Source organism: Calderihabitans maritimus (genome assembly GCF_002207765.1).
Lineage (GTDB): Bacteria > Bacillota > KKC1 > Calderihabitantales > Calderihabitantaceae > Calderihabitans > Calderihabitans maritimus.
The window spans coordinates 128999-142189 of sequence record NZ_BDGJ01000111.1; the positions used below are offsets into that span (position 1 = coordinate 128999).

The window sequence follows — 13191 nt, forward strand, 5'->3', positions numbered from 1 at the left end:
TGGAAAACTATTCTCTGCAGGAGGTGGACTTATGCCTGGCGTTAAGAGAGCAATAATAGATCCGGAAAAGTGCGACCGGAGTCCTACCTGTCCCCCCATGTTGCACTGTCCGGCCCAGGCTATAGTGGACGAGGACGGGGTTAAAATTGTTACTAATGACTGTCGGGGTTGTAAGAAATGTGTTTTACTTTGCCCCAACAAAGCTATAAGTATGGTTTAACCCGGCAATGAGGCCCAGGATTGCCCGTTAATATCATCTCCCTCGGGCGGTGGCCAGAAACCTGGCGTAACATTTCGGACAGAGGGGTAAATTGAACCATCCGAAATTTTTCACCGCTTTTTGGCCAACTGGCTTTTGACAGAAGTTGCAGTAAAGAAGTTTAATCGTATTTCCCATTTTCTCAAATCCTTCCTCTTTTTTTTATATCATACCCTATGGAGAAAAAATTATAACTCTAGCCGGTATACGGGGTAAAAATTAATAAAATTCAAGAACATATAATGTTATAATTTAAGCAACGGGCCACCGCGGAGGGAGGGTATAGGATTGAGGATAACTACAGTCCTCTTTGATCTCGACGGAACTCTAACGGATTCCCTTCCCCTTATTGAACATACCTACCGGCAGGTTTTCAGAGAGATGGGGATACCCTGGGATAATACACAGGTAATGAAACTTACCGGCCTCCCTTTACGCCGGATTGCTAAAATGTTGGCAGGGGATCGGGAAGAGGAATTTTATAATCTTTACCGGCAATATTATAGCCGGGAACACGACCGGTGGATTAAACTTTATCCCGGAACTGAACAAATGTTACAAAAGTTGCATAATTTAGGTTTCCGGCTGGGAATAGTCACTTCTAAAGGCCGAAAGGGTACGGAAAAAACCGTTGGGTTTACAGGCTTGGAACGGTATATGTCGGTGATAGTGACAGCCGATGATGTGAGTAAACATAAGCCGGAACCGGAGCCGGTAGAAAGGGCGCTAAAAATACTGGAGGCACTTCCCGAGCACACAGTTTACGTAGGTGATAGTCCTTACGATCTGGTAGCCGGGCAAAGGGCCGGAGTTAAGACGATAGGGGTTTCTTGGGGTATGGCTCCGCGAGAAGTTTTGGTCAAACATGATCCGTGGTTGGTAGTAGACCGGCAGGAAGAGTTGGTCGCCTGGTTAGAATCCCGGGCCGGGCAACATAAACCAATCAATAACGACAAAAAATAGAAACGGGTTTGCTGGTGGTTCTTTGTGGGAAAGGTGGAGAAAATTATGGCCGGTCAAAAGAGATGGTTTTTGGGAATTGATATAGGTGGTACTAATATTAAAGCGGGAGTAGTGGATACCCAGGGAAAGGTTGTCCGTCAGGCTAAAATTCCTACGGGAAGAGAAGAAGGGATGGAAGCGGTTCTCAAGCGGGTGGCCCGGTTGGCAGGAAGACTTATCGAGGAATGCGGCTTAGAAATGGAGGAAGTCGGGGGTGCGGGAATTGGAGTGCCCGGTATAGTGAACCTGGAACGATCCATGGTGTTAAACGCGCCTAACCTCGGGTGGTACCGGCAGCCTTTGCGAGAACGGCTGAAGGAGCATCTCGGCCTGCCCGTCTTAATTGACAACGATGCCAATCTGGCTGCGGTCGGAGAATACTGGGTGGGGGCAGGAAATGGAGAGAGTAATTTTTTGATGGTTACTATCGGTACCGGAATCGGATCCGGGCTCATTTTAAACGGAGAACTGTACCGAGGCAGTACCGGGGCGGGGGCGGAACTTGGGCATATGATTTTAGACAGGGAAGGGTATCTGTGCGGCTGCGGTAACCGGGGGTGCCTGGAAACCCTCACCTCGGCGACAGCGATAGTACGAAGGATGAAGGAAGCTATAGAAGCCGGCGGGGACAGTATTTTGGGACATAAGAAAGATTTCCATGCTCGCGACGTTTTTGATGCCGCCTTGCGGGGAGATAAGCTCAGCCGGCAGGTGGTAGCTGAAATGGCGGATTATCTGGCCATTGCCTTGGCCAATGTAGTTAACTTGTTGGACATACCACTAATTGTGGTAGGCGGCGGTGTGGCCCAGGCCGGGGGTATTTTGTTTGAGCGCTTGCGCCGGGGAGTGAAAGAAAGAATTCTCGTTCCGGAAGACAGACCGGTTCGTATAATCCCTGCCCGGCTGGGGAACGCTGCAGGGTTAATCGGTGCGGCTAAATTGGCTATGGATCTGGGGCTGCGGGGAGAGGTGTAAAGCATGCGCGAGGAATTTATAAAAATAGGTCATCATCTTTTTCTTAGCGGTTTAATTACTTCCCATGGAGGAAACATGAGTATTCGAATCGGCGACCGCATCTTCATAACCCGGCGAGGATCAATGCTGGGGTGCTTGCGGGAGGAGGATATCGTAGAGACGGGACTAGAACAAGATGACGAGGGAACAGCACTGGCTTCCAGAGAGCTCGAAGTACACCGGGCCATCTATCGTGTCACTTCTGCTCAGGCGGTGTTACATGCTCACCCGCCTTATTCTATTGTGCTTTCAATGACCAGGAAAGAAATTGTTCCCGTGGATGCAGAAGGAGCGTATCTTTTAGGGAAAGTTCCGGTAGTGACGGTTAAAGAAAGCATAGGCTCGCCGGAGGTAGCGGAAAAACTGCCAGGTTTCTTAAAGGAATATAAAATAGCACTGGTGCACGCTCACGGGTCTTTTGCCATCGGCGAAAGTTTAGAGGAAGCTTATCATTGGACTTCCTGTATGGAGGCTTCCAGTAAAATTATTTATCTGTTGCAAAAGATGGGGTATACATCGTCGAAATAATTATTTGATTTTCAAACCGGCTCGGCGGGCTTCTTCGAGTGCTTCCAGATATTCTTGGGGAGAGATCCGCCGGTTTAGAGGAGGAAAATCTTTGGCCCTGTAAGCCGGGTAGTACTGTTCCATAATGTTTACAAAAGCAGTAGGGGAAATTTCCTGGGCAATAAAGCGCATTATTTCAGTTGTACCGGCCAACCGTTCAGGTAAAACCAGGTGGCGGATGATCAGACCGCGTAAGGCCACACCATGTTCGTCTACCTGCAGGTCCCCCACCTGTCGATACATTTCTTTCACTGCTTTTTTTACCGTTTCCGGGTAATTGCGTATTCCAGAGTATTTTCTAGCCACTTCTTCAGAGCTATATTTCATATCCGGCATGTAGATATCGATAATTCCGTCCAAGAGTTTAAGGGTTGCCAGGGATTCGTAGCCGCCACAATTATAGACTAAAGGGATCTTCAATCCCTTCTGGACGGCTTTTTCCAATGCGGCTAGGATTTGCGGTACATAATGGGTAGGAGTAACCAGATTGATATTGTGGCATTTCATTTCCTGTAGATCAGTCATGATGTCGGCCAATTCCTCTATACTTATTTCTTTACCTTCTGTGCCACAGCTTATTTCGTAGTTCTGGCAGTAGACGCATTTTAAATTGCAGTAAGTGAAGAAGATGGTGCCGGAACCGTATCGGCCGACCAAAGGTTCCTCTTCACCAAAGTGAGGGCCGTAGCTGGCAATAGCAACCTGAGAACCTGCCCGGCATACTCCTTTTTCATCCTGAATACGATCAACCTGGCACTCGTGAGGGCAGATATTACACTTTTCCAGGCGCCGGTAGGCTTCTTCTTTACGGGCCTTTAATTCTTTCTGGCTTAAATTCAAGTAAGCAGGTTTCATGATGCTTTACAACCTTTCTCTAAGATTTAAGCATTGTTTTTGGTTTCAATTTAACGGGTATCTACTTCCATGTCAAGAAAGGTAACTAAGAAAGGGAATTCAGGCAAGGAAGCCTTGATTAGGGCTGTCGTCACGGAGTATGCCTTGCCTAAAGCGCAATAAAACTGTCGTGAAGTTGCAGGACTTGAAGCCACGCTGTTGAATGAAACTAAATTAGACCTTTTAAATTATTATGTGCTGGAAAGGATAAGGAATATGAGCGGATTTCCCCAGTTTCTCGGTATGGCCCGGGAGTTGTTGCCGGAGCTGGTAAGGCTGCGGCGACAGATACACCAGAACCCGGAATTGGGCTTCGAAGAGCACAGGACGGCCCGGCTAGTAGCGGAAACCTTGAGAGAACTTAATATCGAAGTTACTGAAGGTATAGCCAAAACAGGTGTAGTAGGCCTTTTGAAGGGACAGGAAGACGGTAGAGTTGTTGCTCTGCGGGCGGATATGGACGCTCTACCGCTAGAAGAAAAAACGGGACTACCGTTTGCTTCTCGTAACCAGGGAGTCATGCATGCCTGCGGTCACGATGCCCATACGGCCATGTTATTGGGAGCGGCGATGTTGCTGAGCCAAGTGCGGGACCGCTTGCCCGGTAGAGTTAAATTTATTTTTCAGCCTTGTGAGGAATCTCCGCCGGGTGGCGCCCAAGGGATGATTCAGGAAGGGGTTTTAGATAAGCCTAAGGTTGGAGGTATTTTTGGCCTGCACGTCAACCCATTAATGCCTGCAGGGACTATTGGTTTAAAAGAAGGAACGGTAATGGCCGCTGCTGACATGTTTAAGCTGGTTATTAAAGGCAAAGGAGGCCACGGGGCAACTCCTCATCATACAGTGGATTCCATAGTAGTGGCAGCTCATGTTATTCAGGCTCTCCAGACTATTCCCAGCCGGTATGTGGATCCGGTGAAACCGGTGGTATTGTCTATCGGTACCATACACGGGGGAACTAAGAGCAACATTATTGCCGGGGAAGTCAAACTTAGTGGAACGGTGCGCACCCTTGACCCAAGCTTGCGGGAAAGAATACCTGAGCTGATGGAAAAGATGATCAAGGGAGTGAGCTCCGCTTTTGGAGCCGAGTGTTCCTTTGAGTACGAAAGAGGATTCCCCCCGGTGGTTAACCATTCTCAGATGGTAGAACTGGTACGCCGGGCTGCCGCAAAAATAGTGGGCAGTAAAAGATGTTTTCCCATTAAGCAGCCTTCCATGGGCGGAGAAGATTTTGCATATTACGTCCAGCGCGTGCCTGGAGCTTTCTTCCACTTAGGAGTTGCTAAAAAAGAAGGCCCGAACTACCCGTGGCATCATCCGCAATTCGATATTGCGGAGGAAGCATTGCCGGTAGGTGCGGCTATACTGGCCCAGATAGCTGTAGATTTTTTAAGACGGCAGGGGTTGAATGAAGAAAGTAATTGAAGTAAGATTTGTAGAGGCACGACAATAAATAATAATAGTAGTAAGGAGATGAGGTTATGCAATTTTCTCCCCCTTTTTTAGCCACTGCCATCGGGAGTTTACCGTACCGTGAGACCTCATCGGCCTTGCAGCTGATAGAGGAGAAACTTCCCGAAATTCCTCACTGGCCTCAACTTCCCAAACGGGGAAAACAAGAGCATTTTGTTTTTCAATACTTGTATCCGTTGGTAGAGATGGGGTTAATTGTGGAAACCGGTGAACGGCAGCCCCATTTTGACAGTTCACAGCCGGATTGGGCCGACCGCCTGACAGAATTTTATACTCTGTACCTGGCGGCGGATGAAGGAGAAAAAGAGGCCCTGGAACGTTTTGCTACTCCCCGTTATGCAGCGGAAGGTTTTTACGCGTTTATAGAAAGATTGGGACAAAAAGGTACGGGGCGGGCCAAGTTTCTTAAAGGCCAGATAGCCGGTCCCCTCACGGTGGCTCTTAACTTACAAGACCAGAAGGGCAAGCCGGCCTATTATGACCCGCAGCTCAGGGATATGGTAGCGAGGGCTTTAGCGGTCCAGGCTCGCTGGCAGGCGGAAAAACTGAAGGCCTTCCGGTTGCCGGTGTTTATATTTGTAGATGACCCGGGGGTTTATGCTTATGGGTCGTCCAGTTTCATAACCGTTACCCGGGATGGGGTAAAGGAAGTTTTAGCGCCTATAGTAGAAGCTATCCGGGCAGCCGGTGCGATTCCGGGAGCCCATTCCTGCACGGGTATTGACTGGTCCCTGTTCATAGAAGCCGGATTCGAAGTTATAAGCTTTGACGCTTACAATTACTTTGATTCGATTGTGGCTTACAGCCAGCAAATCAAACAATTTATGGAAAACGGAGGCGTTCTAGCCTGGGGAATAGTTCCTACTTCTGAGGTTGTTTTGGAAAAAAAAGCTTCTGATTTAGTTGAATTATGGAAAAAGCAAAAGGAAATGTTAACCCAGCGCGGGATTTCGCCTGAGATTCTCACGCGGCAAACCCTCATTACCCCCGCCTGTGGTACCGGAACTTTAACACCTGAAATGGCGGAAAAAATTTACCAGCTAAACGCAGAAGTAGCACGGCAGTTAAGGGGAGACGAGTGAGGCGAGTTTTACTTCATGGCTGAATGGTTAATTTATCAGTTAAAAGATGTTCATCCTCTTTGGCAAGTGTTTTTCCTGTCCATGTTACCGGTAACCGAATTGCGTCTGGCCGTCCCCATAGGAATAGCTTTGGGATTATCTCCCTTAAGCGTCCTACTGGTGGCTCTGGCCGGAAATTTTGTGCCAGTAATTCCTTTGCTGTGTTTGTTAGAGCCATGGTCACGCTGGCTCAGCAGGTACAGTTTTTTTGAAAGATTACTGGCGGTTCTTTTTAAACGCACGCGACAGAAAGGGGAAAAAATTCAAAAATACGGATCGCTAGGTCTTCTGCTGTTCGTTGGCATACCGGCTCCCGGAACAGGGGTATGGACAGGATGCCTGTTGGCTTTTCTTTTAGGTATAAGATTTCGTTACGCTTTTCCCGCCATTGTAGGCGGTATGGTTTTGGCAGGATTGGTGGTGGTCGTTGCCAGCGTCGGAGCTTTCAAACTGGCAGCATACAATATCTGGTTATTGCTAGGGGTAGTGGCAGGTGTGATAATGGTCGTGGTTCTGAGCGGTCGCAGGCGCTGATGGAAAAAGGAGGAGAAAACGGTGTACGAATATGTGGGCAACCTTCATGTCCACTCTTGCTATTCCGATGGGTCTGCCACCATACCCGAGATAGCTGAAGCGGCCCGGAAGGCGGGAATTGATCTGGTAGGCATTAACGACCACCAGACTTTGGAGGGGCTGAAAAACGGTGAAGAAGGCTGGTACGGGGATGTGCTAGTACTGGTGGGGATGGAAAGCAATGACCGTTACCACCATTATCTCTCTTACGGCGTTTACGAAGAAGTGGCAAATAATACCGAGGAGCCCCAACAGGTAATCGATGCCGTTAACCGGCAGGGGGGTATTGGTTTTCTAGCGCACCCTTATGAGAAAGGAAGTCCTTACCTTTTCAAGGGGCACGCTTACGTGTGGCAGGACTGGCGGGTTAAAGACTATACTGGTCTCGCTATCTGGAACTATTGTTCCCAGTGGAGAGACGGTATTACATCCCCTTTTCGAGGTGCTTATCTGTTGTTCAATCCCAATGCGGCCATTACCGGTCCTTATCCGGAAGTTTTGGCCCGTTGGGATGAACTTTGTCAGAAGCGTAAAGTAGTAGGTATCGGTACTTCTGATGCCCACGCGGTTAAGCCCCGGATTGGACCTTTCCAACTAACTGTTTTTCCTTATGAATTTTTATTTCGAACGGTTAACACCCATTTGCTAGTACCCCAAGCATTGACTAAAAACTTGGAACGAGACAAGCAGCTTGTTTACGACAGTCTTCGAGCGGGACATTGTTTTATAGCTTTTGATTTTTATCACTGGGCCCGTGGTTTCCGTTTGGAAGCTGATAATGGCGCGGATCAGGTGATCATGGGGGATGAAATTTCTTTGCGCGATAAAGTTACCTTACGGGTGAGACTGCCACTACGAGCTAGAGTTCGCCTTGTGTGGAACGGAAAGGCTATAGGGGAAGAAACGGCACAGGAAGTGATTTATACCTGTAAAAAACCGGGGGTCTACCGGGTAGAAGTATTCGGGTGGCGAAGATTTGCCTGGCGTCCCTGGATTTTTAGTAACCCTGTCTATATAAGAAGCTAATGCCAAGAAAGGAGTTTCTGTCGTAATGCTGGTCGACTATCACATACATCCTGATTTTTCTTATGATGCAGAGGGAACGGTAGAGGAATACTGTGCGAAAGCGGTAGAAATGGGATTTGAGGAAATTTGTTTTACTCCCCATTATGAGAGTGATCCCTGCCGCCAGGAAATTGACGGATTTGCCCGGGTGGAAGGAAAGCTGGTGCCGATAACATCTGACTGGCTGACTCCTTATTTTGATGCTGTACGTCGGGCAGCCCACCGTTTTAAAGACCACTTGAAAGTCAAGGTCGGCTTGGAAGTGGACCATATACCGGAACGGGAAAGTGATCTTCGCCAGGTTATAGAAAGCTACCCTTTTGATTTTGTATTGGGAGCAGTGCATTCGCTGGACCATATTGCCATTTCCTCTCGGAATGAATGTTTTACTTACTTTGAAAGAAAAGAAGTTTGGGAATTATGGGACGATTATTTTGATATTTTACGGGATCTGGTAGAGTCGGGACTTTACGATGCGGTAGCTCACTTGGATGTATATAAAAGACACGGATTACGCTATTATCCGGCAGAAGAAATTTGTGCCGTGCCGCCGCAAGCGGAAAAGCTGTTAGAAGCTATAGCCCGGAGGGGAATGGTGATAGAAGTAAACACCTCTGGTTTCCGGCAGGGAATAGACCAGTCCTTTCCTTCAATTGATTTAATTAAACTGGCGGCAGATAAAGGTGTAAAACTGTTTACCTTGGGGTCAGATGCCCACCGGTTGAAAGAGCTGGGACAGGGAATCAGGCGGGGAAAGGAAATTATACATAAACTAGGTTTAGGGGTGGTTACTTTCTCTCGTAGGAGCATTGAACGGATAGCAGGGTGAAAAAGGGGGCAGGGCAACTTGCAGGACAAATCGTATTTCTGGTGCGGTTTAATTGCTCTTTGTTATTCACATATAATTTCTTTGCGTTAAAAGGATCTTATGCTGGGAGGGTATAAATGACAAATTTGTTATCTCTACGCGGCTTGGCACCTCGCGTACGAAGTTTATGTTGGGCGGGATAATTATTGCGGGGATATTGTTTGGGAAAGGATTTTCCTTACAATAATGAATTTTTTATTCCTGCCGGATGTAGGGTGAGTCTCTTGTTCGTAGTGAGCAACTTGGGCCGAGCAGAGGTCTTGGGTGTTATAGGAATTGTGCTGGGGGATACAGATTTTGGCTCCTGGGATTCTCGGTAAGCAAGCTTACCTCCCTTAGAATATTTGTTTTGCATACAAAAACAACCTCCCGGTCAGGATAGTGATTGGGAGGTGTTCTTATGCTACACTTAAAGTGGTGACAAATAGGAGGCACTACCAATTAGGTGGGTCCTTCCCTCGGGGCGTTTTTGTTGTTGTACCACACCAATAATACCTCAGGAATACCCACCTTTTTCAATACCTTTTTCAACTTCTTAAACTTCTGTGAACGAAACTCTGGTCCATCTAGAACAAATGTGGCCTGGCCTGTTGACAAACCGGGACGCAGTACATACAATACTAGTTAATAATAACGGGAACGGGAAGGGGGGACAAAATGGACTTCAAATTTCAAAATAGTTTGAAAAAACTGCCGGAAGACGTGGACGTAACAACTTTTTTAGAACATAATTATGATGTTTTATATGTCAGCAATGGTAACGGTGATACGCTAATGGTCAGTTCGGCGAGCAAGGAGCTTTTCGGTTATAGTGAATCCGAGCTTGTTGGCGTAAATGTGCGAGAATTAGAACGAAAGCGGGTATTTTTTCCTTCAGCCACTTTACGTGTCCTTGAACACAGGTCTCCAGTGACACTGTTTCAGGAGACAAAACCAGGCAAGCGCCTGTTTGTGTTCTCCAGCCCCGTATTTGACGAAACGGGGAAAATCGTACGAGTAGTAAATTTCTCTAAGGATATTACTGAAGTAACCGAATTAGAGAAACAGCTAGAGAAAGCCCGAACTGTCGTAGAAAAATACCGGCAGGAATTGGCACGTGTCCGTTGTGAGCAGCTGTTAAAAGAACGGATGATGGTTATTGGTAGCTCAAAGATGGAAGGCTTAATGAAACTGGTGCAGAAAGTTGCGCAAGTAGATACCACAGTGCTGATTACCGGTGAGTCGGGAGTGGGGAAAGAGGTTGTAGCCAAGGCAATACACAAGCTGAGTAAGAGATCAGGCGGACCTTTTGTTGCCATAAATTGCGGTGCTATTCCGCAAACATTATTGGAGTCAGAGCTTTTCGGTTACGAAAAAGGAGCTTTTACCGGTGCAAACAAGGAAGGTAAAGCTGGTCTTATGGAAGCTGCCCATGGCGGTACACTGTTTCTCGACGAAGTTGCGGATTTACCCTTGGAATTTCAGGTTAAATTGCTTAGAGTACTCCAGGAGCGGAAAGTATTGAGAATAGGGAGTACTGCGCCAAGAAGGGTGGACGTTAGGGTTATTGCGGCCACAAATAAAGACCTCTCCGAATTAGTAACCAGAGGGCAATTTCGTCAAGATCTTTATTACCGGCTAAATGTGGTGCCAATTGAAGTTCCCCCCCTGCGTGAAAGGATAGAAGAAATTCCCTTGTTTGTCGATTTCTTTCTGAACAAATTCAATCAAAAATATGGAATTGTGAAAAGAATCTCCGAGGCGGCTGTAGAGGTTTTGTCCAGCTATACTTGGCCCGGTAATGTACGGGAACTGGAAAACATTATTGAACGCTTGGTGGTAACTACCGATAAAGATATTATCGATATAGGCGATCTACCTGAGACAATCAGAAAAGGTACGGTAAAAGTTTCTACTGGATCCACTTTATCCTTAAAGGAGCTGATAAATAGTATTGAGTATGAGATCATTTACGAGGCTTACAAGCGTTATAAAAATACCTACGCTGTGGCTGAAATCTTGGGCGTCAGTCAACCTACCGTAGCCCGCAAGCTTAAGGCCGGTCCCTCAATAGCTGTGAAGAAATTTTTCCTAAAAAATTCAATTATAAATTTCGATAATTTATTTAATTCAATATTGAATTTTTTTCATGATATTAAAAGGTAGGTTAAAGCTTGTGTCCTGCATAATGAGATTTTGTTTAATTCAATATCTTCTCTTGACATCAAATTTTGATAACAGTTAGAAAGAATAGCAAGTAAGGAATAGAGGCGTCTTCAAAAAAGAGTGCTCGGCACTTTTTGAGGACGTTTTTTATTTTAAGACCCAAAAAATTCTAAGGGGTAGAATTAGATCTACCCTCTTTTGGCATAAATGTTGCATTAATTATCCAAAAAATATTAATTCAATTTAATAAATCGGGGGTGAATGAATTTATGTGTGAAAATTCATGAAAAAAATTAGCTTAAAAATAAAATATGCGAAAGGGGGACATGTCAATGAATCAACAAGTCATAATTTACGTTTGGGTAGCACTAGCAATTTATATTGCCATTGTTTTATATTTGGGTTATTTAGGCTCTAAGAAGACCACATCCATAAAGGATTTTACCATCGGTGGAGGGAAGCTGGGTCCTTACGTTACCGGTCTTGCTTTTGCCGCCACATTTTTTAGTGCTGCAACGGTTGTGGGCTATGTAGGTTGGGCCTATGCTTGGGGATATTCGGCGTTATGGGTTTTCCTTGCTATATTTGGCGGTTCCACCCTCGGCGTGTTAACCTTTGCCCGCAAAGCCCGCGAGGCAAACATAACACTGAAAGCCCAGTCTCTGGCCGATTGGCTGGGAGAGTTTTACGGCAGTGATTTTGTCCGTTTGGGCACGGCCCTTATCCTTATATTTAACCTCTTTTATGTGGGAGCCCAGCTTAGTGCCGGCGCTTATATGTTTAACGTTTTAATTGGCTTGCCGTATAATGTGGGTTTGGCTTTGATTACCATTATTGTAACTTCCTACGTATTTGCAGGCGGTACTGTTGCTGACGTTTACACCGACGCTTTTCAAGCCGTTTTAATGGTTTTGATGGGCATTACCGTTTTTGTTTCTGGTTTATTTTTAATCCCCGAGGGAGGATTTGGGACTCTATTTAACGAAACTACCCGAGTGCTGCACCAGGCCGGTCCGGAATTGACCGCGGTTTTGAATCCCCAATCAGCCCATTTTTATGCTGTATCTGCCGTAGTGGGCGTGTTCATCATCGAATACGCATTTGCCGCGCAGCCGCAGTTGTTTAACAAGGTGCTGGCATTGAGGAGTGCTTCAGAGCTGCGAAAAATGATTATTACCTACTTAATAGCTGCATTCTTAATTATGCTGGTAATCTTTACTGGTTTTTATGCCCGGGTTTTTGGCCTAGCACCGAAAGCTCCGGATCATACAATCTATGAATATGTGGCTCGAGTATTCCCACCCATAGTTAGTGCTTTGCTGGCCATGGTTATCTTATCTGCGGCATTAAGTACAACCGACGGGTTAATTGTAGTGCTGTCAACAGTAGTCGGATATGACATCTTCCGTAAGTTTTTGGTACGCCGGGGAATTATAAAATTATCACCTGAAGAGGCTGATAAAAAAGCCTTGCAAATCAGCCGAATTACTACAGGGTTGGTGGGATTAATTGCCGCTTTGCTGGTTGTCAAACCGCCGGCATTTCTCGGAACATTTATTTGGATTGGTATTTCTGGCATAGCGTCCGGAACCTTGGGACCGCTAATTATCGGCCTTTTTATGCCAAAAAGGGCTACGGCTAAAGCTGCAATAACATCCATGATTTGTGGTGTTTCGGCTTATCTAATTATTTACTTCGGCCATTTGGAAAAAAGTGTCATGGCTTCTGGCGCCTGGGCCACCCTGATTGGTGTAGCAGTAATGCTTGTTATGACGTTGGCTAGGGCGGAAAAGATTGATACCGACCATAAAACTACAGTGAAAAATTAAAGATGATTGAGGTTGTTTGTTTGAAAAGACTCGCGGTAAAATGTCAAGAGGGTGAATTGGAAATTTTATTGTCTCAAAATGTAAAAAGGCAACAAGAAACCAAGCCGGTAAGCTAAAACAGAAAATACCAGCTCAAACAGTAAAAGTAAGTTGAAAAGAAATATTTATCCTAACCTCCTTGGCCGATAAATTTGGCCCTCACTCAGCAGCGTGAAGACCATGCGTACGAGCTTGCGGGCAGTCAAGACCAGGGAGCGCTTATGGTGATGATGCCTGGCTTCGGTAAATTTCTTGCGGTAGAACTCGGCATATTCCGGCTCCCGCACCCGGACGGAATTAGCCGCTTCAATGAGGTAGTACCGTAAGTAATAATTACCG

The 13191-nt window shown here is 46.3% G+C and carries 12 protein-coding genes and 1 pseudogene; 11 read left to right on the forward strand and 2 right to left on the reverse strand.

What is annotated here, in order from left to right:
- The first annotated feature begins 31 nt into the window (after positions 1-31).
- The 4 genes from KKC1_RS09790 to KKC1_RS09805 all read left to right on the forward strand — a co-directional run bounded on the left by KKC1_RS09790 (position 32) and on the right by KKC1_RS09805 (position 2803).
- Positions 32-220 carry a 4Fe-4S binding protein gene (locus KKC1_RS09790; RefSeq protein ID WP_088554271.1) on the forward strand — a complete coding sequence of 63 codons (189 nt, stop codon included), beginning with the start codon at positions 32-34 and terminating at the stop codon, positions 218-220.
- Positions 221-547: 327 nt separating this feature from the next.
- A complete protein-coding gene (locus KKC1_RS09795; protein WP_088554272.1) occupies positions 548-1222 on the forward strand; it encodes an HAD family hydrolase in 675 nt (224 codons plus the stop codon).
- 45 nt (positions 1223-1267) lie between these two features.
- Positions 1268-2236: an ROK family protein gene (locus KKC1_RS09800; protein ID WP_143288728.1), complete on the forward strand. Its 969-nt coding sequence runs from the start codon at positions 1268-1270 to the stop codon at positions 2234-2236.
- A 3-nt stretch (positions 2237-2239) separates the two neighbouring features.
- Positions 2240-2803: an aldolase gene (locus tag KKC1_RS09805; protein WP_088554274.1), complete on the forward strand. Its 564-nt coding sequence runs from the start codon at positions 2240-2242 to the stop codon at positions 2801-2803.
- Here KKC1_RS09805 and KKC1_RS09810 read toward each other — a convergent pair whose 3' ends face one another.
- Positions 2804-3697, reverse strand: a complete 894-nt coding sequence (locus tag KKC1_RS09810) for a radical SAM protein (protein ID WP_088554275.1) — start codon at positions 3695-3697, stop codon at positions 2804-2806.
- 198 nt (positions 3698-3895) lie between these two features.
- On the opposite strand from KKC1_RS09810, the gene KKC1_RS09815 reads away from it, so the two are divergent.
- The 7 genes from KKC1_RS09815 (at position 3896) to KKC1_RS09845 (ending at position 12813) form a co-directional block, all read left to right on the forward strand.
- The gene (locus tag KKC1_RS09815; RefSeq protein WP_202820027.1) at positions 3896-5164 is read left to right on the forward strand and encodes a M20 metallopeptidase family protein; all 1269 of its coding nucleotides are present in this window, start codon (positions 3896-3898) and stop codon (positions 5162-5164) included.
- Between the two features lie 56 nt (positions 5165-5220).
- Entirely contained in the window at positions 5221-6294 is a 1074-nt protein-coding gene (locus KKC1_RS09820; RefSeq protein ID WP_088554276.1) for a uroporphyrinogen decarboxylase/cobalamine-independent methonine synthase family protein, read from the forward strand.
- Positions 6295-6309: 15 nt separating this feature from the next.
- On the forward strand, positions 6310-6867 hold the full coding sequence (locus tag KKC1_RS09825) for a COG2426 family protein (protein ID WP_088554277.1): 558 nt from the start codon (positions 6310-6312) through the stop codon (positions 6865-6867).
- A 21-nt stretch (positions 6868-6888) separates the two neighbouring features.
- Positions 6889-7932, forward strand: coding sequence for a CehA/McbA family metallohydrolase (locus tag KKC1_RS09830; RefSeq protein ID WP_088554278.1), 1044 nt, complete (start codon positions 6889-6891; stop codon positions 7930-7932).
- Between the two features lie 25 nt (positions 7933-7957).
- Complete coding sequence (locus tag KKC1_RS09835; RefSeq protein ID WP_088554279.1) at positions 7958-8800, forward strand: histidinol-phosphatase; 843 nt, start codon at positions 7958-7960, stop codon at positions 8798-8800.
- A 696-nt stretch (positions 8801-9496) separates the two neighbouring features.
- Positions 9497-10984, forward strand: coding sequence for a sigma-54 interaction domain-containing protein (locus KKC1_RS09840; RefSeq protein ID WP_088554280.1), 1488 nt, complete (start codon positions 9497-9499; stop codon positions 10982-10984).
- Positions 10985-11316: 332 nt separating this feature from the next.
- On the forward strand, positions 11317-12813 hold the full coding sequence (locus tag KKC1_RS09845; protein WP_088554281.1) for a sodium:solute symporter family protein: 1497 nt from the start codon (positions 11317-11319) through the stop codon (positions 12811-12813).
- A gap of 164 nt (positions 12814-12977) precedes the next feature.
- On the opposite strand, the pseudogene KKC1_RS16320 reads toward KKC1_RS09845, so the two are convergent.
- A pseudogene (locus tag KKC1_RS16320) lies at positions 12978-13191 on the reverse strand (IS110 family transposase); the annotation flags it as partial.

Bases quoted from the DNA above. Each gene is read 5' to 3' on its own strand.
- KKC1_RS09790 (WP_088554271.1), top strand. From the start codon at position 32: ATGCCTGGCGTTAAGAGAGCAATAATAGATCCGGAAAAGTGCGACCGG.
- KKC1_RS09800 (WP_143288728.1), top strand. From the start codon at position 1,268: ATGGCCGGTCAAAAGAGATGGTTTTTGGGAATTGATATAGGTGGTACT.
- KKC1_RS09805 (WP_088554274.1), top strand. From the start codon at position 2,240: ATGCGCGAGGAATTTATAAAAATAGGTCATCATCTTTTTCTTAGCGGT.
- KKC1_RS09810 (WP_088554275.1), bottom strand. From the start codon at position 3,697: ATGAAACCTGCTTACTTGAATTTAAGCCAGAAAGAATTAAAGGCCCGT.
- KKC1_RS09820 (WP_088554276.1), top strand. From the start codon at position 5,221: ATGCAATTTTCTCCCCCTTTTTTAGCCACTGCCATCGGGAGTTTACCG.
- KKC1_RS09825 (WP_088554277.1), top strand. From the start codon at position 6,310: ATGGCTGAATGGTTAATTTATCAGTTAAAAGATGTTCATCCTCTTTGG.
- KKC1_RS09835 (WP_088554279.1), top strand. From the start codon at position 7,958: ATGCTGGTCGACTATCACATACATCCTGATTTTTCTTATGATGCAGAG.
- KKC1_RS09840 (WP_088554280.1), top strand. From the start codon at position 9,497: ATGGACTTCAAATTTCAAAATAGTTTGAAAAAACTGCCGGAAGACGTG.
- KKC1_RS09845 (WP_088554281.1), top strand. From the start codon at position 11,317: ATGAATCAACAAGTCATAATTTACGTTTGGGTAGCACTAGCAATTTAT.